The sequence below is a fragment of the Devosia sp. GW821-FHT12F11 genome, assembly GCF_058806655.1.
In genome coordinates, this window is record NZ_JBXAPX010000002.1 from 427,879 (window position 1) to 449,929 (window position 22,051).

A 22,051-nucleotide genomic window follows, 5' to 3' on the forward strand; every position below is an offset into this window, starting at 1 on the left:
CCATCAAGGGGGAGGTGCCGTTCAGTGTATGTGGCGCGATCCAGTCCAATCCACCGGCCCCCACCTCCCCCTTGATGGGGGAGGCAAGCGCAGCTTGTCGCGTCAGCGACTTAGCGCAGCTCGGAGGGGGTGGTGCCGCCCTCTCCAAGGTAGGCCTCCAGCGCCGCCGCCAGCACCTCGTGCACGTCCTGCCGGCTGCCATCCGGACCAATGATGCGCAGGCGCTGCACGGTGTGGCCGTTGTAGAGGCTGACCATAAAGTCCTCGACGCCGAGCTTGCTATACTTGGCGAGCGGCACTTCGACGGCTTCGGTGACGAGTTCGGCCCGGCCGCCGACGAGATCGAAGAGGCTGGCGAGTGCCGGGTGGGCGCCAGCGAGCGCGGCGCGAAACTCCAGCACATCGGCCGCCGGCTCGGCCCTCGCCCTGAACAACCGGTCGGCGTAGGCATCGACCAGATAGGCCGCCAGCATCGCTTTCCTGCGCGACAGCATGGCCGTTCGTGCGTCGGCCACCGCCTCCTCAAGATAGCCGAGGTGGCGGGCGAGGTCAGCCAAGGTGCTTATGGAAGAACTCCAGCGAGCGCACCGAGGCCTTGGTGCAGGAGGCTTCGTCGAACTTGTCCGGACGGTCGCTGTTACAGAAGCCGTGATCGCCGCTGTAAACGTAGATATCCGCCTCCGGGTGGCGGGCCTTCAACTGCTCGACCTGCTCGAGCGGAATGCCCTGGTCCTTGTCGCCAAAATGCATCTCGATCGGCACCTTGGGCGTCAGCTCGATGTAGTTCGGCACGCCACCGCCATAGTAGGCCGATGCGGCGCTGAGGCCGGACAGCCTGCTGGCAGCGATCCAGCTCACGCGGCCGCCGAAGCAATAGCCGGTGATGCCGACCTTGCCAGCTTCGGAAGCGGCCTTGATGCCGGCCTCGACGTCGGTCATGGCGGTCTCCATCGAGAACTTCTTCATCAGCTCGCCGACCAGAGGAAAGTGGTCGGCGCCATAGTTCTCGCTCTCGAAGCCGTATTCGGCGCGGTCGAACATCGCCGGAGCGATGGTCAGGTAGCCGTGACGGGCCCAGCGGTCGGCGACACTGCGGACCCAGTTGCTGAGACCCCAGACCTCCTGGATCAGCACGACGCCGCCGCGCGGCTTGCCTTCCGGCGCGGCGCGGTAGGCGTTGAGGACGAAGCCATCGGAAGCAGTGAGTTTGATGCGTTCGCCCATGGGGGCCTCCGGGGTGGTTGGAAGTTTCGAGCGTATCCTACGCCAGTATCGGGGTAACGGGGCCCGGCGCATTCGGATGCAGCAGGCCCGCCGACCGTAGCTCGGCCCAGAGTGCGTCGGGGATGGCTTTGCGATAGCCGGCAAGGTTGTCGTTGAACTCGGCGACGTTGGAGAAGCCAGGGATGATGGCGGTGATCGCCTCGTGGCCGAGCGGGAAGTTGAGTGCGGCGCGGATCAGCGTGGTGCCGTGCTTGCGGCACAGTTCCTCGATGCGGCGGGTCTTCTCGATCATCTCGGGACTCGCCTGCGCGTAGTCGTAAATCGCGTTTGGAACCGGACCCGTGGCGAGGATGCCGCTGTTGAGCGGAGCGCCGTCGACGATCGCTACGCCTTCGCGCCTGACCCGCGGCAGTAGCGTGTCGATCACCTGCTGGTCGAGCAGGGTGTAGCGGTTGGCGAGCAGGAAAATGTCGAAGCGAGCATGGTTCATCAGCTCATCGATGATCTGCCACTCGTTGACCCCTGCCCCGATCGCCTTCACCGCACCCGAGGCGCGCAACTCTTCGAGCGCACGGATGCCGCCGCCTTCGAGTGCCTGCTTCATGGTCTCGGCATGGCGCTCGCGCTGGCTGAAGGCCCCGATATCGTGGAGAAACAGGATGTCGATGCTTTCGAGCCCCAGCCGCTGCAGCGAGTTATCGTAGCTGCGCATCACCCCGTCGTAAGTGAAATCGAACTTCGGCCGGAACGGCAGGGCGCGCGGATCGCCGTGGCGTTCCATCGCAAAGGCGCGGTCGGGGACCAGAAGACGCCCCACCTTGGTCGACAGAACGTAGCTCTGCCTTGGTTTGTCGCGCAGGAAATCGCCGATCCGACGCTCCGACAGGCCGGCGCCGTAGAACGGGGCAGTGTCAAAGTAGCGGATGCCGGCATCCCAGGCGGCCTCAAGCACTTCGCGGGCCCCGGCATCGGTCGGCGCCCGCTTCAAGTCGCCGAGCGGCGCGCCGCCGAAGCCGATGCGGCTGATGTCGAGACCGGTCGCGCCGACCGGACGGGAGGGGATCAGCGGGCTGCCCATAGCAGCCCCCGGTGCAGGATGGTCTTGATCTCGGGCTTGTCCAGCTCGGCCGGCTTGTGGCCGAGCGCGGTGTAGAAGACGCGACCGTGGCCATAGGCGGATTTATAGACCACCGGCATCTCGGCGCCCTTCTTCCAGAAGGCGTGCTCGCCCGAAAAGGTCGTGGTGGCGAGAACCTCAACGGTGGGGTCGACATGCATGTAGTACTGCTCCGAGGTGTGCTCGAAGCTCGTTATGCCGGCCATGATCGGGTCGTCCGTCACCTTGGGGTCGACCCGGTAGCTGATGATATCGCCCGGGTGGGTGGCGAAGGTGCAGCCGCCGAGAAAGCGCATCCGCGCATTGCCGGGAAAGCTGGTGGCCAGCGCGTGGTGGAAGCCCGCGAGCCCGGTGCCGGCCTCGATGGCGGCGCAGAAGCGGATCGAGTTCTCGCGGTCGAGTTCGCCGCCGGTGATCTGCGGCACGATCAGGTCGTAGGAGCCGACATTTTCGCCACCCAGCGCCGTGTAGTCGCCGGTGACGTCGACCTCGAAACCCTCGCCCTCGAGGATTTCGCGCACGATATGCGCGCCTTTTTCGGGCTCGTGCAGCTCGAGCCCACCCCATACGACCAACGCTGTCTTCATCTTCCTCATCCCTCGCCGCAACCGGCCGTGGACCTGAACAAAAGCAGCGGGTTAAGGCAAGCAGGAATTGGTATGGTAGATCAGCGTTCCCCGTCGAACGGTGCATTGTGCGGGGCCCGCTTTCCCGTCGAGTATCCTGCCCGGAAACAAGAGGGGGACGCGACGTGTCGAGTGACTATTCCTATGTGAGCGCTGCCGAAATGGCGCGACGCATCCGCCAGCGCGAAGTGTCGCCGGTCGAGGTGATGGAGGCAACGATCGCGCGGATCGAAGCGCGCAACCCCAGCCTCAATGCGCTGATCTATCTCGGTTTCGACGATGCGCGTCGCGAGGCGAAGGCGGCCGAGGCAGCGGTGATGAGCGGAGCGGTCCTGCCGCCGCTACATGGCGTGCCGTCAGCGATCAAGGACCTGTTCGATTTCAAGCCGGGCTGGCCGACAACCTTCGGCGGGGTGCGGGCACTCAGGGACAACATCGCGCAGTTCTACTGCCCGTTCGCCGAGCGGATCGAAAAAGGCGGCGCCATCCTCGTGGGCAAGACCAACGCGCCGGTGATGGGGTTGCGCGGAGTGACCGACAACTACCTGTTCGGGCCGACCAGCAACCCGTTCGACACGACACGCAACCCGGGCGGTTCCTCCGGTGGCAGCGCAGCGATCGTCGCCGATGGCCTGGTGTCGATTGCCGAGGGCACCGATGCCGGCGGCTCGATCCGCATCCCCGCGGCGTGGTGCGGGGTCTATGGCTACAAGCCGGCCTTCGGGCGCGTGCCGGTGGTGATGCGGCCCAATGCGTTTGCCGGCGACCTGCCCTATGTGTTCGAGGGACCGATCACCCGCACGGTCGAAGATGCGGCGCTGGCGATGAGCGTGCTCGGCGGCTACGATCCGCGCGACCCGCTGAGCCTAGACGAAACGGTTGACTACCTCGGCGCCCTGAAGAAGTCGATCAAGGGGTTCCGGATCGGCTACAGCCCTAATCTCGACGTGTTCCCGGTCGATCCGCGGGTGGCGGAGACGGTGAAGCGGGCCGTCGCCGCGTTCGGCGAAGCCGGCGCAGAGGTCGAGGAAATCAAGCTCGGCATCCGCTATTCGCAGCGCGAGCTGAGCGACCTCTGGCTACGGCTGATGATGCCGCTCAACCTGGGAACGCTGGAGGCGGTGAAAGCCGGTGGGCTCGACCTGCTCGGGCAGCATCGCGGGGATTTCCCACCGGAGTACCTGCACTGGATCGAAAGCTACGGGCAGACGATGACGGCGGCGGACCTCCGCCGCGACCAGGCGATGCGGTCGGAGATTTACGACGCGTTCCAGGCTGCCTTCGCCACCTATGACCTGGTGATCACCCCGACGGTCGCCGCGCTACCAGTCAAGAACGAGGTCGGCGGCAACACGCACGGGCCGCGCGAGGTCAACGGCGAGGCCGTCGACCAGGGGATCGGCTGGTGCCTCACCTACCCGCTCAACTTCACCGGGCATCCGGCCGCGTCGATCCCGGCCGGGCTGGTGGATGGGCTGCCCGTCGGCATGCAGATCATCGGGCGACGCTACGCCGATGCCGATGTACTGGCGGCCAGCGCGACGTTCGAACAGCTGCGGCCGTGGGCGGACAGTTATCGGATCTGTGCGGAGCGGGTGATTTAGGGGACTCGGTTCCACCCACCGGCGTCATTCCCGCGCAGGCGGGAACCCAGTGCGGACTATCGGCCCTCGCTGGCGTTGAGACATCCCACTGGGTCCCCGCCTTCGCGGGGATGACGCCGGTGGGTTTGGCGCTCAACTCACCGCCGCAAAGCGCTCGTCAAAGGCGTAGCCGGCGCCGCGGACGGTGCGGATCGGGTCGGCGTCGCGGTGGCGGTTGATGGCCTTGCGCAGGCGCCCGACATGCACATCGACGGTGCGCTCGTCGACATAGACATCGTTGCCCCAGACGCCGTCGAGCAGCTGCTCGCGGGAGTAGACGCGGCCGGGGTGGCGCATCAGGTATTCGAGCAGGCGGTACTCGGTGGGGCCGAGGTGCACTTCGCGGCCGCCGCGACGGACGCGGTGGCTGGTGCGATCGAGCTCGAGGTCACCGGCTTTCAGCACCGCAGTGACGAGCTGCGGGCTCGAACGGCGGAGCAGCGCGTTGATGCGGGCGAGGAGCTCGGGGATCGAGAACGGCTTCACCACATAATCGTCGGCGCCGGTGGCGAGGCCGCGGACGCGCTCCTCTTCTTCGCCGCGCGCGGTGATCATGATGATCGGGGTGCGCGCGGTTTCCTCGCGAGAGCGCCAGCGCCGGCAGAGTTCGATGCCAGAAAGGCCAGGCAGCATCCAGTCGAGCAGGATCAGATCCGGGACGCCGTCGCGGATGCGCTCCACCGCCTCGTCGCCCGAGGCGGCGGTGGCGACCCGGAAGCCTTCGGCTTCCAGGTTGTAGCGCAGCAGGACGGCCAGATCGGCTTCGTCCTCGACGATCAGGATGGTAGCGGACATCGGATCACCCCTAGAGTGCTTTCAGGACAGCTACGGACCTGAGAGCTCTGGAAATCAAAGGCTTAGACCTTCGCCGTCGCAATGAGACGGCGAAGGGATTCAGCGCGGCTGGCGCTGCTGTTCGTCGGCGCCGAGGTGGCGGCCGGTTTCGAGATAGTAGGCGGCTTCGGCGATGTTGGTGGCGTGGTCGCCGACGCGCTCGAGGCTCTTGGTGCAGAACAACAGGTGCGTGCACTGCGTGATGTTGCGCGGATCTTCCATCATATAGGTGAGCAGTTCGCGGAACAGCGAGTTGTACATCGCATCGACCTCGTCATCGCGGCTGCAGACCTCGACCGCCGCGGCGGAGTCGCGATTGAGGTAGGCATCGATGGCGCTCTTCAGCTGCCGCGCCACCAGTTCCTTCATGTGCTTGACGCCATTGTAGAACTTGGGCGCGAGACCGAGCGACTCGATCTGCATGGCGCGCTTGGCCAGCTGCTTGGCCATATCGCCCGTGCGCTCGAGATCGTTGGCGACCTGGATCGAGGTCACCACCATGCGCAGGTCCGCGGCCATCGGCTGGCGACGCGCGATGATCGACACCGCAGCGTCGTTGATGCGCTGCTGCATGTCGTCGATCTTCTTGTCGAACAGGCGCACGTCCTGGGCCTGCTTGTGATCGAGCTTGAGCAAGGCGACGGCCGACTCGGTGATGGCCTGTTCGACCATGCCACCCATCTCGGAAATGGCCTTGTTGAGGTTGGTGAGTTCGTCCTCGTAAGAGGAAACGATGTGCTCGTTGAGCGATGCCATTCTCGAATTCCTCTCGGATCAGCCGATACGGCCGGTGATGTAGTCCTGCGTCTGCTTGTTCTTGGGATTGGTGAAGATGTCCTCGGTCTTGCCTTCCTCGATGAGCTTACCGAGGTGGAAGAACGCGGTCTTCTGGCTGACGCGGGCGGCCTGCTGCATGGAGTGGGTGACGATGACGATGGTGAAGTTCTCACGTAGCTCGTCGATCAGTTCCTCGATGACGGCGGTGGCGATCGGATCGAGGGCCGAGCACGGTTCGTCCATCAGCAGCACTTCTGGCTTGGTGGCGATGGCGCGGGCGATGCAGAGGCGCTGCTGCTGACCACCGGAAAGGCCGGTGCCCGGCTCCTGCAGGCGGTCCTTCACTTCGTTCCACAGGCCGGCGCGGCGCAGCGAGGAGTGCACGATCTCGTCGAGATCGGCCTTGTTGCGGGCGATGCCGTGGATCTTGGGGCCGTAAGCGACGTTCTCGTAGATCGACTTGGGGAACGGATTGGGCTTCTGGAACACCATGCCAACGCGGGCGCGCAGTTCCACCACGTCGATCGACGGATCGTAGATATCGTCCTCGTCGAGGTTGATCTTGCCGGTGACGCGGCAGCCGTCGATGGTGTCGTTCATGCGGTTGAGCGAGCGCAGGAAGGTCGACTTGCCGCAGCCCGAGGGGCCGATCAGCGAGGTGACGTTGAACTGCTCGATCTTCAGGTTGACGTCGAACAGCGCCTGCTTGGCTCCGTAGAACACCCCGACATTCTCGCCGGTCATTTTCGGCAGAGCGTTGGGACGCGAGACGGGAGCGGCAATGGTCGCAGCGGATTCGAGGGACATGTCGGTCATCCAGGTCAGAGGTTACCAGCGGCGCTCGAAGCGGCGGCGGAGGAGAATGGCGGCAAGGTTCATCAGGGCGAGGAACAGCAGCAGCACGATGATGGCGCCCGAGGTGCGCTCGACGAAGGCGCGCTCGGCCTCGTTGGCCCACATGTAAATCTGCACGGGCAAAGCGGTCGCCGGGTCGAGCGGCGTGGTCGGGCGGTCGGCGACGAACGCCACCATGCCGATGAGCAGCAGCGGCGCGGTTTCACCGAGTGCCCGAGCGAGACCGATAATGGTGCCGGTGAGGATGCCCGGGGTGGCGAGCGGCAGCACGTGGTCGAACACCATCTGCATCTTCGAGGCACCGATGCCGAGCGCCGCAGAGCGGATCGAGGGCGGCACCGAGCGGAGCGCGGCGCGGGTGGCGATGATGATGGTGGGCAGGGTCATCAGCGTGAGGACGAGGCCACCGACGATCGGCGCCGAACGCGGCATGCCGAAGAAGTTGATGAACACCGCCAGCCCGAGCAGGCCGAAGACGATCGACGGCACGGCAGCCAGATTGTTGATGTTCACCTCGATGAAGTCGGTGAAGCGGTTCTTCTTGGCGAATTCCTCGAGATAGATCGAGGCGGCGACACCGATGGGAAGCGCGCAGAGCAGCACGATCGCCATCATGTAGAGCGAGCCGACGAGCGCCACGCCGAGCCCCGCGGTCTCCGGGCGGCTGGAGGCGCCGAAGGTGAGAAGGCCCCAGTTGAACGGCGTCGAGATGGCGCCTTCCTGCTTGAGCTGATCGAGCCAGGCGACCTGCTGGTCGGAGACCTTGCGCTTGCTCTCGGGGACGCTGAGATCGATCTGGCCCTTGTTGGCGCTGTCGATATCGGCGGCGGCGAGGAGCGTGACGTTGCGGGTGGTGCCGATCACCGAGGGGTCGTTGACGACGATCTCGCGCAGGGTCGAGCGCGAACCGTCGGAGACGAACTTGCCGATATCGCGCATCGCCGCCTTGTCGTCGGGCGAGACGCCAAGCGCCTTGGCCACGGCATTGCGGGCGATGATCGGGTAGTTGGCGGAGACGAGGACGCGCGGGTTGGTGGCGCGCTCATTGTCCTTGTCGATGATCGAGGCCGAGAACTCCACCGGAACGGTGATCGCGGTCTGGACGAAGGCCGTGTAGCCCTTCGAAAAGATCGAAACCAGCAGGACGGCGAGGAAGCCGAGGCCGATGACGATGGCTACGATGCCATAGAGGCGGAAGCGGAACTCGGCGGCGTGGCGGCGCTTCAGGCCGAAATCACGACGGGCCGAAGCCGTGGTGGCCACGGTGGCGTGGGGCAAGGCTGCGTCGGTCATTCATACTGCTCCCGATACTTGCGCACGATGTAGAGCGCGTAGACGTTCATGCCGAGCGTCAGCGTGAAGAGGGTGAGGCCGAGGGCGAAGGCGACCAGGGTCTGCGGCGAGTTGAACTCGAGGTCGCCGGTGAGCTGGTTGACGATCTTGACCGTGATGGTGGTCATCGCCTCGAACGGGTTGAAGTTGATGCGGGCGGCGACACCGGCGGCAAGCACCACGATCATGGTTTCGCCGATGGCACGCGAGGCGGTGAGCAGCAGCGCGCCGACGATGCCGGGGAGCGCGGCCGGCAGGATCACCTTGCGAATGGTCTCGGACCGGGTGGCGCCGAGCGCCAGCGAACCGTCGCGCATGGAACGGGGTACCGCGGTGATCACGTCATCGGAAAGCGAGGAGACCACCGGGATCAGCATCACGCCCATGACGATGCCGGCGGTGAACACCGACTGCGCCTGGATGAAGGAAAACCCGCCGGCGAGCGCCGCCGAGAGATCGCGGAAGAACGGCCCCAGCGTCACCACGGCGAAGATGCCGTAGACGATGGTGGGGATACCGGCGAGCAGTTCGAGCAGCGGCTTGACGGTCGAGCGCACCCGGTTCGAGGCGTACTCGCCCATATAGACGGCGGCCATCAGCCCGACCGGCACGGCGAACAGCATCGAGACCAGGGCGATATAGAGCGTGCCCATGAGCAGCGGGATGAGGCCGAACTGGCCGTTGGTCGCGCCTGCACCGGCGTCCGCGAAGCGCGGGTCCCACACGGTGCCGAAGAAGAAGGTCAGCGGGTTGACCTCGGAGAAGAAGTGGATGGTCTCGCCCAGCATCGACAGAATGATGCCGACGGTGGTGAGGATGGCGACCGACGAGGCGGCCAGCAGCGACCACAGCACAACCCGTTCGACCTGGTTGCGGGCCCTGAGGCGCAGCCGGATGCGGGAGTAGGCGAAGGCGGCGCCGGCAAGCGACAGCAGCAGCGTCAGGCCCTGGCCGATCAGCTTGTGGACGCCGGCATCGGCATTCACGCTGGCAGCGAGCGGCACCATGTAGTCCTCACCGCTCTCGGCAAGGCTGATGCCGGCCGACGTCGCCATATCGCGCAGCGCGGCATAGGAGGTCGGGACATTGGCGCCCGAAAGATTGAGCTGGGTCAGCGCGTTCGACGCATTGCGGACAATGCCGATGGAGAGGCTGGCGGCTGCAGGATCGGCGATGTGGGCCGTGACCTCCGAGCGGATGCGGCTGTCGAGCAAGCCGGCCGAGACGGAGCTGACAACGAGAAAGACCAGCAGCGCCGGGACGGTGGCGAAGATGAAGGCGAGCCAGCCGTGATAGGTCGGCAGCGAGTGCGCGACTTCCTTGGACCGGTCGGTGCCGTCGCGCTGCACGCGGGCGCGCTGGGCGGCAAAGAAATAAGCCACGGCACCAATGGCCAGAACGATTGCTACTACCCAGCCTGCTGACATGACGCCTCACTTGCCCCGGTTAGACCGCCGCTACGGGCGGGTAGACCCGCGCTATGCGCGGGAGACGGCGCGGACCCGAGGCCCGCGCCGAGATGTCGTATCAGAGAGCCGTACCGGCTTCGAACTTGGCGCGGATCTCTTCGCGCTCGGCATCGGGAGCCGCCACGAGGCCATACTGAGCGAGCGGCGAGTCCGGCCCGATCATGTCGTCCGAGATGAAGAAGTCGACATATTCCTTGAGGCCCGGAATGACGCCGATGTGCGCCTTCTTGACGTAGAAGAACAGCGGACGGCTGACCGGGTATTCACCCGACGAGATGGTCTCGGTCGAGGGCACCACGCCGCCGACGGTTGCGACCTTCAGCTTGTCGGCATTGTTCTCGTAGAAGGCGAGGCCGAAGACGCCGACGCCGGTCTTGTTGCTGTCGATGCGCGCCAGGGTCTCGGTGTAGTCGCCATCGATGTCGACGGCCTTGCCGTCCTTGCGGATGGCGATGCAGGTCTTGGCGACAGCATCGTCAGCCACGCCAGCGGCCTTCAGGGCGTCCTTGTCGCAGCCGGCGTCGAGCAGCTTGGTCTCGAACACTTCGCGGGTGCCGTGCTTCTCGCCCGGGATGTAGGCAGCGATATCCCACTCGGGGAACGCCGGGTTCACTTCGTTCCACTTGGTATAGGGGTTGTCGACGAGCTTGCCGTCAACCACGACCTGGGCGGCGAGCGCCTTGTAGATGTCGGCGGGCTGGATGGCGAAATCCGGGCCGGCGATGTCGGTGGCAAAGACGATGCCGTCGTAGCCGATCTTGACTTCCTCAACTTCGGCAACGCCGTTGGTCTTGCAGGTCTCGAGCTCTTCCGCCTTCATGGCGCGCGACGAATTCGCGATGTCGATCTTGTCCTCGCCGACGCCTTCACAGAACTGCTTGATGCCGGCGCCCGACCCACCGGACTCGACGACCGGGGTCTTGAAGTCGGGGAAGGCCTCGCCGAACGACTCGGCGACGATCTTGGCATAGGGGAGGACGGTGGACGAACCGGCGACCTGGACCTGGTCGCGCGCCGCGGCCGCACCAAGGCCGGCGGCAAGCGCGATAACCGCGGCGCTCGCGAAAACTGCAATCTTCATGATGATGTTCCCTTTCGGAAGGATCGGCCCCTTCAGGCCAGTCGACGGTCCCGGTTCCTCCGGCCGCCCTGTCTGCAAGGCGGAACCTAGGGGCGTTGTCACAAGGTTTTATGACACTGGGATTGCATTTCTGTGACAGCCTAGATCGTTGATCTATAATGACTATTTTTATCTCTACGGATTTCGGCCTGTGGAAACCCGGGCGACTGTCATTTTCTGAGCAGCACGTCGACGCGGGTGCCCTGCCCCGGCTGGCTCTTGATCGACAGCACGCCGTGATGGCGGGTGACGATGTGCTTGACGATGGCGAGGCCGAGGCCGGTGCCCTTCTTCTTGCGGCTGGTATCGGCATCGACGCGGTAGAACCGCTCGGTCAGGCGCGGCACATGCTCGGCGGCGACACCGACGCCGTGATCGACCACCGAGACGATGGCATCGAAGCCACGACGACCGGCATCCGGTGACAGGGTGATGTCGATGGTATCGCCGTCGGCGCCGTACTTGATGGCGTTATCGATAAGGTTCTCGAACACCTCGTAGAGTTCGTCGCGATCGCCGCTGACGGTGACCGGCTCGTCCGGCGCCTGGACCCTGAGCTTGGTGTCGGTGTCTTCGGCGAGCTTATGCAGGCCCTCGGCGACTTCGCGCAGCAGCGCGCCCAGCTCGACGGGGGCGGTGGGGCGCATGTGCTGGCGCATCTCGATGCGGCTCAGCGACAAGAGGTCCTCGATCAGCTTGGCCATGCGGGCGGCCTGGCCACGCATCAGGCCGAGGAAGCGTTCGCGGGCTTCCTTGTCGTTGGCGGCGGGGCCGAGCAGCGTGTCGATAAAGCCGACCAGAGAGGTCAGCGGGGTGCGGAGCTCATGGCTGGCATTGGCGATGAAATCGGTGCGCAGCATCTCGAGGCGCTTCTCCTCGGTCTGGCTCTGCAACGTGATGACCAGCACCCCATCATTGAGCGGATCGCCGGCTGCGAGCGGCGCGACGGTGGCCTTGTACCAGGTCTCGGTCGGGACGGTCTGATGCAGCTCGATGGTCTGCGAGGCGCCCAGCCGTGCGGCCTCGATGGCGGCAAGCAGTTGCGGAAACCGCATGGTGAAGGCGATCGGGCTGCCGGCGACGACGCCCGGGAAGTGCCGGGCCGCGTGACCGTTGAGATGGACGATAACGCTGCGACGGTCGATGACGATCGAAGGGTCGGGCAGCGCATCGGCAAAGTGCCGGACAGCATCGGCGAAGGCGAGCTCCGTGGTGCTGGCGCCAGGGGCGGCGCCGGTGGCGGACTCACTGGTTTCAGGGACCAGGGCGGCGATGCCGACGATGATGGCGTAGGCGAGGATATCGAGCCAGGGATCGATGAGGTTGAGCCCGGCCAGGGTCATGAACACCAGCCCCATGGCGAGCAGCATCAGCAGCCGGCCGTAAAGCCGGGCCCTGACCGTATCGAGCCACGTGATCCCCGTTGCCGAGCGCTGCGCTTCTTCCGCCATCGAGCCTTCCTTGGGAGCCCTGGGGCGATTCACCCCGGCTTGCCAGATCGGGGTGTTCATAGCACGGTTGTGACACCGTCATGACAGGCCACGGAGTTCGTTCATGTCCGACGCATTGGAGGGCTTCGACCTCGAAGACCCGGTGCTGCCGCGTTCGATCAAGAAGAGGGCGCTCGAGTCCGGGGGCTTTCCCTATGATGAAAAGCTCGACTCGGACGTCTACGAGACCGAAATGCTGCAGGTACAGCGGCAATTGGCGCTGCTGCAGCACGATCAATCAAAGACCGGCAAGCGCATCGTCGTCGTGTTCGAGGGGCGCGACGCGGCCGGCAAGGGCGGCTCGATCGCCAGCTATCTCGAGAACCTCAACCCCCGCTTCAACATGGCCGTGGCGCTGCCCAAGCCGTCGGACCGGGAACGCACGCAATGGTACTTCCAGCGCTATGTCGACTGGATGCCGGCGGCAGGCGAGCAGGTACTGTTCGACCGTTCCTGGTACAACCGGGCCGGCGTCGAGCCGGTGATGGGGTTCTGCACGCCCGAAGAAACCAACCGCTTCCTCGGGGCGGTGCCGGATTTCGAGAAGATGCTGGTGGACGATGGCATCCACCTGTTCAAGTTCTGGCTCACCATCGGGCGCGAAATGCAGCTCAAACGCTTCCACGACCGGCGGCATGACCCGCTGAAGGTGTGGAAGCTCTCGCCCATCGATCTCGAAGCGCTGAAACGCTTCGACGATTACACCAAGGCGCGCAACCGGATGCTGGAGGCGAGCCACACCGAGCACGCGCCGTGGCGAATCGTGTTCAACAACGACAAGAAACGCGGACGGCTGGGGATCATCCGTTCCGTGCTGCACGCGCTCAGCTACGAGGGCAAGGACGACAAGCTGATCGGCGAGGTGGACGGCAAGATCATCGTCTCCCCGCAGGCCTTCATGAAGTCCCACAGCGAGATGTAGCGGGTGGATTGACCAGACGGTCAAAAACCCGTCAACTGCCCGTTAACGATCCGCCCGAGAGGGCCTCGCGCGGATCAGACAGCAGGGGCGAAGGCTTGGGGGCCGGCACGTCCCACAGGGGTCAGTATGGTGGGCCATGAGGCCGGCGTGAGCCACGAGGCGAGCGTCATTCCGCCAGTGCTGGTGTTCAACGCCGAGGGGCGATCGCCTTTCGTGCTGGCCTGCGACCACGCCTCGAACCGTTTCCCCGACCGCTATGGTGATCTTGGCCTGACGCCACACCAGCGGCTGATGCATGTCGCCTGGGACCCGGGCGCCATGGCGGTGGCGCTCGAGCTCAGCGAGTTGCTCGACGCGTCGCTGGTGGCCTCGACGGTCAGCCGGCTGGTGATCGACTGCAACCGCGACCATGACGCGCCGGACCTGATCCCGGTGGTGTCGGAGCGGACCGACATTCCCGGCAACCAGGGCATAGGCGACAACGAGCGAGCGGAGCGGATCGGGGCCTATCACGCGCCGTTTCACGCGGCGCTCGAGGGTGTGCTCGACCGCCGCAAGGCGGCCGGAATCGAGACGGTGCTGGTGACGGTGCATTCGTTCACCCCGCTCTACAAGGATGTGCCGCGGCCGTGGCCGATCGGGCTGATCCATGGGCGGGACAACCGGTTCACCGCGGCGCTGCGTGACGCGCTGGCGGCCGACGAGGCGAGCCTCGACATCGGTTGGAACCAGCCCTACTCGGCGCTCAACGGCGTCACTTACACGCTGGAGCATCACGGCGACGGACGGGGGCTCGAATCGTCGATGATCGAGATCCGACACAACGAAATTCTCGAACCAGAAGGGGTGAGCCTATGGGCCGCCCGGCTGGCCCGATGCCTCACCGCCGCGCTTGGGTCGCGCGGCTGGGCAGCGGCTACATCACCGACCGAGCAGAACACGTCAGTTCACAGGAGGGTTTGATGGCTGACATTCCGTCTAGTGCCACGGGCACGCAGGCGGGTGGTGTGAAATACGCCACCCGCGACAAGACCTACTTCGAAAAGCGCGGCCTGCAGCGCTATGCCGGTATCTGGTCGCTGTGGGCGCTGGGCGTCGGCGCGGTGATCTCGGGTCACTTCTCGGGCTGGAACTTCGGCTTCGCCACCGGCGGCTGGGGCGGCATGCTGGTGGCCGGCATCATCATCGCCATCATGTATCTGGGCCTGACCTTCTCGATCGCCGAGATGAGCCCGGCGCTGCCCCATACCGGCGCTGCCTACTCGTTCGCCCGCAGCTCGATGGGCCCCTGGGGTGGGTTCGTCACCGGTCTGTTCGAGAACGTCGAGTACGTGCTGACGCCCGCGGTGATCTGTACGTTCATCTCGGCCTATTTCGGCTCGATTACCGGGCTCGATACCTCGCTCTACCCGGTGTTATGGATCGTGTTCTACGCGATCTTCCTGGCGCTCAACATCTTCGGGGTGGCGCTGAGCTACAAGGTGACGCTGGCGGTGACACTGATCTCGCTGGCAGGCCTGGCGTTCTTCTACATCAGCGCCTTTGGCCATATCGACTTCTCGCGCTGGGCGCTGAACATCGCCCCTGATGGCTCCGAGCTGCCGGAAGGCGGCGGCGAGTGGTTCCCCAAGGGCCTTGGCGGCGTGCTCGCCACCCTGCCCTTCGCGGTGTGGCTGTTCCTCGCCATCGAGCAGGTGCCGCTGGCGGCAGAGGAATCGGTCGATCCGAAGCGCGACATGCCGCGTGGCATCATGCTGGGCTTTGCCACGCTGGCGCTGTCGGCGTTCCTCGTGGTGCTGCTCAACCCCTCGATCGCCGGCGTCGGTTCGTTTGCTCTGGGCTCGTCGCTGGAGCCGGCGCTCGACGGTATCCGCGCCATGTTCCCGGATGTGGGCTGGGCGGCTTCGGCCTTCGGCGTCGTGGCGCTGATCGGCCTCGTCGCTTCGTTCCACACCATTCTCTACGCCCAGGGGCGGCAGGTCTATTCGCTGAGCCGCGCCGGCTATTTTCCATCGGCGCTGTCGGAAACGCATGCCAAGTACAAGACCCCGCATTTCGCCATGATCGCCGGTTCGGTGCTCGGGCTGGGCGTGATGCTGGTGATCTGGTTCGCCAATGGGGGCGGCGGGCCGGGCGAAACACAGCTGGGTGACGACATCATCGGCTCGGTGCTGCTCAACATGGCGGTGTTCGGCGCAATGCTGAGCTACATCGCGCAGGCGCTGAGCTTCATCATCCTCCGCCGCAAGCTGCCGAACATCGAGCGGCCGTTCAAGAGCCCGGTGGGCGTCCCCGGCGCCGTGCTGACCATCATCATCGCGGCGGTGACGCTGGGCTACCAGATCCAGGATCCGAACTTCTTCAAGGGCGTGATCTGGGTGATCGTCTGGTGCGCGGTCGGCATCGTCTATTTCGCGGTGGTCGGCCGGCACAAGCTCATCCTCTCGCCCGAGGAAGAGTTCGCGCTCGCACACGCCAACAAGTAGGGCCCCGGGGATCGCGGCCAGGCGCCGCGGTCCCCTCCCAACCAACAACAAGACCAGCGTTCCGAGGGAGTTCTGCCATGGCACAAGCCGCCTATACGCTCGATCAACTGAAGGCCGACGTGAAAGCCGGCACCATCGACACCGTGCTGGTGGCGTTTCCCGACATGCAGGGCCGACTGATCGGCAAGCGCTTCCAGGCCGAGTTCTTCCTCGACGGGGCGATCGACGAGACGCATGGCTGCGACTACCTGCTCGCCAACGATATCGATATGGAGCCGGTGCCCGGCTACGAGGCGGCCAACTGGGCCAAGGGCTATGGCGATTTCGTCATGAAGCCCGACCTCACGACGCTGATGAAGGCGGCGTGGCTGGAGGGCACGGCGATCATCCTCGCTGACCTCGTCGACCACCACCATCACGAGCCGATCCCGCACAGCCCGCGCGCCATCCTCAAGGCGCAGCTGAAACGGCTGGAAAAGCTCGGGCTGACGGCGAATTTCGCCTCGGAGCTGGAGTTCTACCTGTTCGACGAGAGCTTTCGCTCGGCCTGGGACAAGGGCTACAGGAACCTCACCACCGCCGGCTACTACATCCAGGATTACCACATCTTCCAGACCACCAAGGAAGAAGGGGTGCTGCGCGCCATGCGGCGGCAGCTGCAGGCCTCGGGCATTCCGGTGGAGAATTCGAAAGGCGAATGGGGCCCGGGGCAGGAAGAGCTCAACGTGCGCTACGCCGATGCGCTGACCATGGCGGACCGACATGTGGTGATGAAGAACGCGATGAAGGAGATCGCGCACAGCCACGGCAAGGCTATCACCTTCATGGCCAAGTGGGACTTCGGGCTCGCCGGTTCGTCGAGCCACATCCACATGAGCCTCGCCAAAGGCGGCAAGAACGCCTTCGTCGATAGCAACGACAAGCTCGGCATGTCCGACCTGATGAAGCATTTCATGCAGGGTCTGCTGACCTATGCCGGCGACATCACCTATTTCCTCGCGCCGTTCATCAACTCCTACAAGCGCTTCCAGGCCGGCACCTTCGCGCCGACCAAGGCGATCTGGTCGTCGGACAACCGCACAGCAGGGTTTCGGCTCTGCGGCGAGAACACCAAGGGGGTGCGCGTCGAGTGCCGGATCGGCGGGGCGGACCTCAACCCCTACCTCGCCTATGCGGCGCTGATCGCGGCGGGGCTGAAGGGCGTCGAGGACAAGCTGCCGCTCGAGCCAGCCTTCACCGGCGACGCCTATGTCGGCGAGAAGCTACGGGAAGTGCACAAGACTCTGCGCGACGCGGTGGCCGCGATGCAGAACTCGAGCATGCTGCGCGAGGCGTTCGGCGAGCCGGTGATCGGGCATTACGTGCATACCGGCAACTGGGAGCAGTTCGAGTATGACCGGCGCGTCACCGATTGGGAGTTGAAGCGCGGGTTCGAGCGCAGCTAGAACTCCGGGCACAACCACATAGGTGACAGATGACCGACAGGGTCCAGATCGTCTCGCCCATCGATGGGCGCGTGTATGCCGAGCGCAAGGTCGCCACCGGCGCCGAGATCGACGCCGCCGTGGCCAAGACCCGGCGGGCCCGCGAGGTCTGGGCCGAAGTGACGGTCAAGGAGCGGGTGAAGTTCCTCGAGCACTTCCTCGATGCCCTGCTCGCCAAAAACGACGAGATCGTGCCGGAACTGGCCTGGCAGATGGGTCGGCCGGTGCGCTATGGCGGCGAAAAGCGCGGCGTCGAAGAGCGCTCGCGCCATATGATCGGCATCGCCGAGGAAAGCCTCAAGCCGTCGATGCGGCCGGACAAGCCGGGTTTCACGCGCTGGATCGCGCGCGAGCCGCTGGGCACGGTTATGGTGATCGCGCCGTGGAATTACCCCTATCTCACGGCGATCAACACGATCGTGCCGGCGCTGATGGCGGGTAACGCAGTGATCCTGAAGCACGCCTCGCAGACGCTGCTGGTGGGCGAGCGCTTCGCCGAGGCGTTCCAGGCGGCCGGAATGCCGGATGGGCTGTTCCAGAACCTGGTGCTGAACCACGCCGATACCGAAAAGCTGATCGGCTCGGGCAAGATCGACCACGTCAACTTCACCGGCTCGGTAGAAGGCGGGCGGCGCATCGAGCGCGCCGCGGCGGGGACCTTTGCAACGCTGGGGCTGGAGCTCGGCGGCAAGGACCCGGCCTATGTGCGCGAGGATGCGAACCTGACGCACGCGGTGGAGAACCTGGTCGACGGTTCGTTCTTCAACTCCGGGCAGAGCTGCTGCGGGGTGGAGCGCATCTACGTGCACGCCTCGGTCTACGACCGCTTCGTCAAGGATTTCGTCGAGAACGCCAGGGGCTGGACGCTCGGCAACCCGCTCGACGCCGACACCATGGTCGGGCCGATGGCGACGCCGCGTTTCGCCGACCTGGTACGCGGGCAGACGCTGGAGGCGCTGCGCAAGGGCGCCAAGGCGCATCTCAATTCGAAGCACGACCTCGACGAGGAGAGCTCGCCTTATCTCGCGCCGGAAGTGCTGACCAACGTCAACCACCAGATGGCCGTGATGCGCGAGGAAAGCTTCGGGCCGGTGGTCGGCATCATGAAGGTGCGCGACGACGCCGAGGCGATCGAACTGATGAACGACAGCCCCTATGGGCTGACCGCCTCGATCTGGACCGAGGACCTCGAAGTGGCGGCGAAGATTGGCAGCAAGGTCGAGACCGGCACGGTGTTCGCCAATCGTTGTGACTATCTCGATCCGGCACTGGTCTGGACCGGGGTCAAGGAAACCGGCAAGGGCGGCGCGCTGAGCGAGATCGGCTACGCGAACCTGACGCAGCCCAAGAGCTATCACCTGAAGAAGGTTTAGGGCCCCACCACGTCGTTTGGGGCATGGTGATGCCACCCTTGCCGGGTCCTTCCCGCGAAGCGGGAAAACCCGTTTGGGTGGTGAGACATAAACAGAGGTTCCCGCTTTCGCGGGAATGACCCGGTGGAGAACTGGGCTATCGGGAGACCGGGAACATGACGACCAAGGCCAACTGGAATTATCCCACCGCCGTGAAGTTCGGCGCCGGCCGTATTGCCGAGCTGCCGGAGGCGCTGAAGGTTGCAGGGATTGCGCGGCCGCTGCTGGTGACCGATGCCGGGCTGGTGAACCTGCCGGTGACGCAGAACACGCTGAAACTGCTGCGCGATGCCGGGTTCGAGGTCGGCGTGTTCGCCGATGTGAAGCCCAACCCGATCTCGGCCAACGTCAACGCCGGCATCGAGGTGCTCAGGCAGGGCGGGCATGACGGGGTGATCGCCTTCGGTGGCGGCTCGGGCCTCGACACCGGCAAGGTGATTGCCTTCATGGCCGGGCAGACCCGGCCGATGTGGGATTTCGAGGATATCGGCGACTGGTGGACCCGCGCCGACCCCAAGGGGATTTTCCCGATCGTCGCGGTGCCGACCACCGCCGGGACCGGCTCGGAGGTCGGACGCGCCGGGGTGATCACCGACGAGACGACGCATACCAAGAAGGTGATCTTCCACCCATTGATGATGCCCAAGGTAGTGATTGCCGATCCGGAGCTGACGGTCGGTATGCCGACCTTCATCACCGTGGGCACCGGCTTCGATGCCCTGGCGCATTGCCTCGAGGCCTATTGCGCCAAGGGGTATCACCCGCTGGCCGACGGCATCGCCGTTGAAGGGGTGCGGCTGGCACTCGAGAACCTGCCCAAGGTAGTAGAGAACCCCAACGATATCGAAGCCCGCGGTCACCTGATGAGCGCGGCGGCAATGGGCGCGACTGCCTTCCAGAAAGGCCTTGGCGCCATCCATTCGCTGAGCCACCCGGTCGGGGCGCTCTACGACACGCACCACGGCATGACCAATGCGGTGTTCATGCCCTATGTACTGGTGGCCAACCGCGATGCGATCGAAGCCAAGATCGCCCGGCTCGCGGCCTATTGCGGTCTCCCGCCGAACTTCGACGCGTTCCTCAGCGCCATCAATGGCCTCCGCGCCAAGCTCAACGTCCCCAATACGTTGAGGGACTTCAAGGTGAGCGGGGAGAAGCGCGAGCTGATCGGCGACATGGCGATCGTCGACCCGACGGCGGGTGGCAACCCGGTGGAACTGACCAAAAAGCTGGCGCTGGAAATCTTCGACCGGGCGATGGAGGGGCGGCTTTAGCCGTCTCGACCTGGAGGCCTTCAGCAAAACGGACCCTTGCGGTTCGGGATCGCAACAAGCCAACGAAATCTAGAACGGGATGAACGTTGCGCTTGCCCGGTCGCCTGAAAACTGGCGGTAGACGAACCGGCCGCGGATCGTCTGGGTGTTGCCGCCGAATGTGAGACTGAGGCTGATCTTGCAGACGAACCCGTCGCGGTGCGCCGAAATGGTGGTCGCGCTGAGCTTGGAGTTGTCGCCGAGATATCTGGAGAGCTGCTGTCCGTCCTCGGATTTCATCCCCTTGAGGTTGGTCTTGATGTAGTCGATGACCTGTGGGTCCTCACAGCGGACCCCGGACGTGCTGGCGGCACTGGCCGCGCTGCTGCACAGCACCGCGATCGCGATGCCAATCAATAGCTTACGCACGACCCATCCCCCTATCGGTCCCCGAGCGAAGAGGGCATCAAAGCCGGCCGCTCGTCAATGCTTGCGAACGGGGTTCGCCTCGCCGGACGCTATCAGCTCAGCCGCTGCACCGCCTCCTTCGCGCCGTTTTCCAGCAGCGATTTCAGGTGATTGGTGACGGTGTCGCGAAAAACTGCGACCTGCGGCAGGTCGGCGCCGAAGACTTCGGTCACGGCGAGAAGGCCGTCCGCCAGCTTCACCGGATCACGTCCTGCCTCGTCGGCGATCGCGCGCAACCGCGCGGCCAACGGGTCTTTGACATCGATGGGCTGGCCGGCTTCGTCGATGCCGGTGACATAGCGCATCCAGGCCGCGACGCCCAGCGCCAGCCGCGGGAACGGCTGCGCCGCCTTGAGCCGGTCGCGGATGGTGCCGAGCAGGCGCTGCGGCAGTTTCTGTGTGCCATCCATGGCGATCTGCCAGGTGCGGTGCTTGAGGGCCGGGTTGGCGAAGCGGGCCAGCAGCTGGTCGCGATAGGCCTCGAGCGTGGCGCGCGCCATCGGCAGGGTCGGCATCGCCTCCTCCGTCATCAGCCCGTGAATGAGCTTCGCGATGCCGGCATCGGCGATGGCTTCGTTGACGTATTGATAGCCCGAGAGGTAGCCGAGATAGGCCATGGTCGAGTGGCTGCCATTGAGCATCCTGAGCTTCATCAGCTCGAACGGCTCGACATCTTCGACCAGTTCGGCGCCGACGGTTTCGAAGGGCGGTCGGCCGGCGGGAAAATCGTCCTCGATCACCCACTGGGTGAAGGGCTCGGTCATGATCGGCCAGGCGTCCTCAAGACCGGTGATCTCGGCGACGATGCTGCGGTCGGCGTCGGTGGTGGCTGGCACGATCCGATCGATCATGGTCGAGGGAAAGCTCACGGTTCCAACGTAATCCGCCAGGTTCGTCCCTGCTCCTCTTAGCTCGGCGAAGCGGCGGACGATGCGGCCGGCGGTTCTGCCGTTCGACGGGAGATTGTCGCAGCTCATCACGGTGAAGGGCACGAGCCCGCGCTGCCGGCGGAGGTCGAGCGCGGCGACGATGATGCCGGGGGCGCTGATCGGCGTCTCCGGATGAGCGAGGTCGTGGACGATATCGGGGTGCTTTTCGTCGAGCTCGCTGGTCGAGGGATCGTGGCAATAGCCCTTCTCGGTGACGGTCAGCGAGACGATGCGGATCGCCGGATCCGCCATGGTCTCAATGAGCTGGGCGCGCTGCGTGTTGGCATCGAGCACATCGAGGATGGCGCCGATGATGCGCGGTTTGGTGCCCGAGGCATCGCGGATGGCGAGGGTGTAGAGGAAATCCTGCGGCTGCAGCGCGTCGCGGGTATCGGGCCGGCGAAGCGAGGCGCCGATAATGCCCCAACTGGGGTTGTTGGCCAGCAGGCTGTCGACATAAGCGGCCATGTGGGCGCGGTGAAAGGCGCCGATGCCGAGGTGGACGATGCCCGGAGTGACCGTCGACCGGTCGTAATCCATCACGTGGATACCGCGCGTGTGGACGGCGTCTGAACGGATTTCGGACATAGACAGGCGTGGCATGCGACGG

20 protein-coding genes are annotated in these 22,051 nt (G+C 65.1%); 7 read left to right on the forward strand and 13 right to left on the reverse strand.

Annotated elements, in window-relative coordinates; all coding sequences use genetic code 11:
- Positions 1-110: 110 nt before the first annotated feature.
- The 4 genes from AC1ROK_RS07670 to AC1ROK_RS07685 are packed head-to-tail and all read right to left on the reverse strand — an operon-like array spanning position 111 to position 2,928.
- Positions 111-557 (reverse strand): hypothetical protein, encoded by a 447-nt coding sequence (locus AC1ROK_RS07670; RefSeq protein ID WP_492845459.1) that lies wholly within the window; start codon positions 555-557, stop codon positions 111-113.
- Complete coding sequence (locus AC1ROK_RS07675) at positions 550-1,224, reverse strand: dienelactone hydrolase family protein (protein ID WP_492845461.1); 675 nt, start codon at positions 1,222-1,224, stop codon at positions 550-552. The genes AC1ROK_RS07670 and AC1ROK_RS07675 overlap by 8 nt, the downstream gene beginning before the upstream one ends.
- Before the next feature lie 37 nt (positions 1,225-1,261).
- Positions 1,262-2,302: an aldo/keto reductase gene (locus tag AC1ROK_RS07680; RefSeq protein ID WP_492845463.1), complete on the reverse strand. Its 1,041-nt coding sequence runs from the start codon at positions 2,300-2,302 to the stop codon at positions 1,262-1,264.
- Positions 2,287-2,928 (reverse strand): ThuA domain-containing protein, encoded by a 642-nt coding sequence (locus AC1ROK_RS07685; RefSeq protein WP_492845465.1) that lies wholly within the window; start codon positions 2,926-2,928, stop codon positions 2,287-2,289. The genes AC1ROK_RS07680 and AC1ROK_RS07685 overlap by 16 nt, the downstream gene beginning before the upstream one ends.
- Before the next feature lie 164 nt (positions 2,929-3,092).
- Between AC1ROK_RS07685 and AC1ROK_RS07690 the strand changes: the two genes are divergently transcribed.
- Positions 3,093-4,571: an amidase gene (locus tag AC1ROK_RS07690; RefSeq protein WP_492845467.1), complete on the forward strand. Its 1,479-nt coding sequence runs from the start codon at positions 3,093-3,095 to the stop codon at positions 4,569-4,571.
- Positions 4,572-4,703: 132 nt separating this feature from the next.
- Here AC1ROK_RS07690 and phoB read toward each other — a convergent pair whose 3' ends face one another.
- The 7 genes from phoB to AC1ROK_RS07725 all read right to left on the reverse strand — a co-directional run bounded on the left by phoB (position 4,704) and on the right by AC1ROK_RS07725 (position 12,448).
- Positions 4,704-5,405, reverse strand: a complete 702-nt coding sequence (phoB, locus tag AC1ROK_RS07695; RefSeq protein WP_055047977.1) for a phosphate regulon transcriptional regulator PhoB — start codon at positions 5,403-5,405, stop codon at positions 4,704-4,706.
- Between the two features lie 99 nt (positions 5,406-5,504).
- Complete coding sequence (gene phoU / locus AC1ROK_RS07700; RefSeq protein ID WP_492845470.1) at positions 5,505-6,200, reverse strand: phosphate signaling complex protein PhoU; 696 nt, start codon at positions 6,198-6,200, stop codon at positions 5,505-5,507.
- A gap of 18 nt (positions 6,201-6,218) precedes the next feature.
- Positions 6,219-7,028, reverse strand: coding sequence for a phosphate ABC transporter ATP-binding protein PstB (gene pstB / locus AC1ROK_RS07705; RefSeq protein WP_492845472.1), 810 nt, complete (start codon positions 7,026-7,028; stop codon positions 6,219-6,221).
- Positions 7,029-7,049: 21 nt separating this feature from the next.
- On the reverse strand, positions 7,050-8,369 hold the full coding sequence (gene pstA / locus AC1ROK_RS07710) for a phosphate ABC transporter permease PstA (protein ID WP_492845474.1): 1,320 nt from the start codon (positions 8,367-8,369) through the stop codon (positions 7,050-7,052).
- On the reverse strand, positions 8,366-9,835 hold the full coding sequence (pstC, locus tag AC1ROK_RS07715) for a phosphate ABC transporter permease subunit PstC (protein WP_492845476.1): 1,470 nt from the start codon (positions 9,833-9,835) through the stop codon (positions 8,366-8,368). Before pstC ends, pstA begins: the two co-directional genes overlap by 4 nt.
- 100 nt (positions 9,836-9,935) lie before the next feature.
- A complete protein-coding gene (locus AC1ROK_RS07720) occupies positions 9,936-10,958 on the reverse strand; it encodes a PstS family phosphate ABC transporter substrate-binding protein (protein ID WP_492845478.1) in 1,023 nt (340 codons plus the stop codon).
- 209 nt (positions 10,959-11,167) lie between these two features.
- A complete protein-coding gene (locus AC1ROK_RS07725) occupies positions 11,168-12,448 on the reverse strand; it encodes an ATP-binding protein (protein ID WP_492845480.1) in 1,281 nt (426 codons plus the stop codon).
- A gap of 103 nt (positions 12,449-12,551) precedes the next feature.
- Here AC1ROK_RS07725 and ppk2 point away from each other — a divergent pair, with 103 nt between their 5' ends.
- The 6 genes from ppk2 to AC1ROK_RS07755 all read left to right on the forward strand — a co-directional run bounded on the left by ppk2 (position 12,552) and on the right by AC1ROK_RS07755 (position 20,065).
- Complete coding sequence (gene ppk2, locus AC1ROK_RS07730; protein WP_492845481.1) at positions 12,552-13,409, forward strand: polyphosphate kinase 2; 858 nt, start codon at positions 12,552-12,554, stop codon at positions 13,407-13,409.
- Positions 13,410-13,556: 147 nt separating this feature from the next.
- Positions 13,557-14,372 (forward strand): N-formylglutamate amidohydrolase, encoded by an 816-nt coding sequence (locus tag AC1ROK_RS07735; RefSeq protein WP_492845483.1) that lies wholly within the window; start codon positions 13,557-13,559, stop codon positions 14,370-14,372.
- A complete protein-coding gene (locus tag AC1ROK_RS07740; RefSeq protein ID WP_492845485.1) occupies positions 14,372-15,895 on the forward strand; it encodes an amino acid permease in 1,524 nt (507 codons plus the stop codon). The genes AC1ROK_RS07735 and AC1ROK_RS07740 overlap by 1 nt, the downstream gene beginning before the upstream one ends.
- Before the next feature lie 77 nt (positions 15,896-15,972).
- Entirely contained in the window at positions 15,973-17,340 is a 1,368-nt protein-coding gene (locus AC1ROK_RS07745; protein WP_492845487.1) for a glutamine synthetase family protein, read from the forward strand.
- A gap of 29 nt (positions 17,341-17,369) precedes the next feature.
- Positions 17,370-18,752: an aldehyde dehydrogenase family protein gene (locus AC1ROK_RS07750; RefSeq protein ID WP_492845489.1), complete on the forward strand. Its 1,383-nt coding sequence runs from the start codon at positions 17,370-17,372 to the stop codon at positions 18,750-18,752.
- A gap of 155 nt (positions 18,753-18,907) precedes the next feature.
- On the forward strand, positions 18,908-20,065 hold the full coding sequence (locus AC1ROK_RS07755; RefSeq protein WP_492845491.1) for an iron-containing alcohol dehydrogenase: 1,158 nt from the start codon (positions 18,908-18,910) through the stop codon (positions 20,063-20,065).
- Between the two features lie 69 nt (positions 20,066-20,134).
- Here the strand turns inward: AC1ROK_RS07755 and AC1ROK_RS07760 are convergent, their stop codons facing one another.
- Entirely contained in the window at positions 20,135-20,473 is a 339-nt protein-coding gene (locus tag AC1ROK_RS07760; protein ID WP_492845493.1) for a hypothetical protein, read from the reverse strand.
- 92 nt (positions 20,474-20,565) lie between these two features.
- On the reverse strand, positions 20,566-22,029 hold the full coding sequence (locus AC1ROK_RS07765; protein ID WP_492846373.1) for a mannitol dehydrogenase family protein: 1,464 nt from the start codon (positions 22,027-22,029) through the stop codon (positions 20,566-20,568).
- Between the last annotated feature and the right edge of the window lie 22 nt (positions 22,030-22,051).

Bases quoted from the DNA above. Each gene is read 5' to 3' on its own strand.
- AC1ROK_RS07675 (WP_492845461.1), bottom strand. From the start codon at position 1,224: ATGGGCGAACGCATCAAACTCACTGCTTCCGATGGCTTCGTCCTCAAC.
- AC1ROK_RS07680 (WP_492845463.1), bottom strand. From the start codon at position 2,302: ATGGGCAGCCCGCTGATCCCCTCCCGTCCGGTCGGCGCGACCGGTCTC.
- AC1ROK_RS07685 (WP_492845465.1), bottom strand. From the start codon at position 2,928: ATGAAGACAGCGTTGGTCGTATGGGGTGGGCTCGAGCTGCACGAGCCC.
- phoB (WP_055047977.1), bottom strand. From the start codon at position 5,405: ATGTCCGCTACCATCCTGATCGTCGAGGACGAAGCCGATCTGGCCGTC.
- phoU (WP_492845470.1), bottom strand. From the start codon at position 6,200: ATGGCATCGCTCAACGAGCACATCGTTTCCTCTTACGAGGACGAACTC.
- pstB (WP_492845472.1), bottom strand. From the start codon at position 7,028: ATGTCCCTCGAATCCGCTGCGACCATTGCCGCTCCCGTCTCGCGTCCC.
- pstA (WP_492845474.1), bottom strand. From the start codon at position 8,369: ATGACCGACGCAGCCTTGCCCCACGCCACCGTGGCCACCACGGCTTCG.
- pstC (WP_492845476.1), bottom strand. From the start codon at position 9,835: ATGTCAGCAGGCTGGGTAGTAGCAATCGTTCTGGCCATTGGTGCCGTG.
- AC1ROK_RS07720 (WP_492845478.1), bottom strand. From the start codon at position 10,958: ATGAAGATTGCAGTTTTCGCGAGCGCCGCGGTTATCGCGCTTGCCGCC.
- AC1ROK_RS07725 (WP_492845480.1), bottom strand. From the start codon at position 12,448: ATGGCGGAAGAAGCGCAGCGCTCGGCAACGGGGATCACGTGGCTCGAT.
- ppk2 (WP_492845481.1), top strand. From the start codon at position 12,552: ATGTCCGACGCATTGGAGGGCTTCGACCTCGAAGACCCGGTGCTGCCG.
- AC1ROK_RS07740 (WP_492845485.1), top strand. From the start codon at position 14,372: ATGGCTGACATTCCGTCTAGTGCCACGGGCACGCAGGCGGGTGGTGTG.
- AC1ROK_RS07745 (WP_492845487.1), top strand. From the start codon at position 15,973: ATGGCACAAGCCGCCTATACGCTCGATCAACTGAAGGCCGACGTGAAA.
- AC1ROK_RS07750 (WP_492845489.1), top strand. From the start codon at position 17,370: ATGACCGACAGGGTCCAGATCGTCTCGCCCATCGATGGGCGCGTGTAT.
- AC1ROK_RS07755 (WP_492845491.1), top strand. From the start codon at position 18,908: ATGACGACCAAGGCCAACTGGAATTATCCCACCGCCGTGAAGTTCGGC.
- AC1ROK_RS07765 (WP_492846373.1), bottom strand. From the start codon at position 22,029: ATGTCCGAAATCCGTTCAGACGCCGTCCACACGCGCGGTATCCACGTG.